The following is a 555-nucleotide window of genomic DNA, read 5'->3' as shown; positions in this document are numbered from 1 at the left end:
AGAAGCTGCTGGAGACCTACGGGGCCGACCAGCAGGAGATCGAGGAGTTCGTCGTCCTGGCCGAGCGGGCCAACGAGCCCGGCTGGTGGCACACCTACCGGGACGTCCTGCCGAACTGGTTCAGCGCCTACGTCAGCCTGGAGGCCGGGGCCCAGACCCTGCGCACCTACGAGCCGCACTACGTCACGGGGCTGCTGCAGACCCACGCGTACGCGCGCGCCGTCCTGCGCGGCGGGTTCCCGGGCGAGGCCGACGAGGACCTCGGACGGCGTGTGGACCTGCGGCTGCGCCGCCAGGGCCTGCTGGACAGACCCGACGCGCCCACGCTGTGGGTGGTGATGGAAGAGGCCGTACTGCACCGGGTGGTCGGCGGCCCGGAGGTCATGCGGGAGCAGATCGAACGGCTCCTGGAGGTCTCGGAGCTGGAGCACGTCAGCGTCGACGTGGTGCCGTTCACCGCCGGCGCCCACGTGGGCGCGTGCGCGCCGTTCACCTACTTCCGCTTCGAGGAGCCGGAGCTGCCGGACATCGTGTACACCGAGGTCCTCTCCGGCG

General features: G+C 71.4%; 1 protein-coding gene. It reads left to right on the top strand.

Features of this window, described 5'->3' with window-relative positions; genetic code table 11:
* Positions 1-555, top strand: a 555-nt coding sequence (locus tag AQJ46_RS51275; protein ID WP_225887693.1) for a DUF5753 domain-containing protein, incomplete at both ends; no start/stop codon positions are given.

Source organism: Streptomyces canus, assembly GCF_001514145.1.
GTDB lineage: Bacteria > Actinomycetota > Actinomycetes > Streptomycetales > Streptomycetaceae > Streptomyces > Streptomyces canus.
This window is presented reverse-complemented; position numbering and strand designations above follow the sequence as displayed.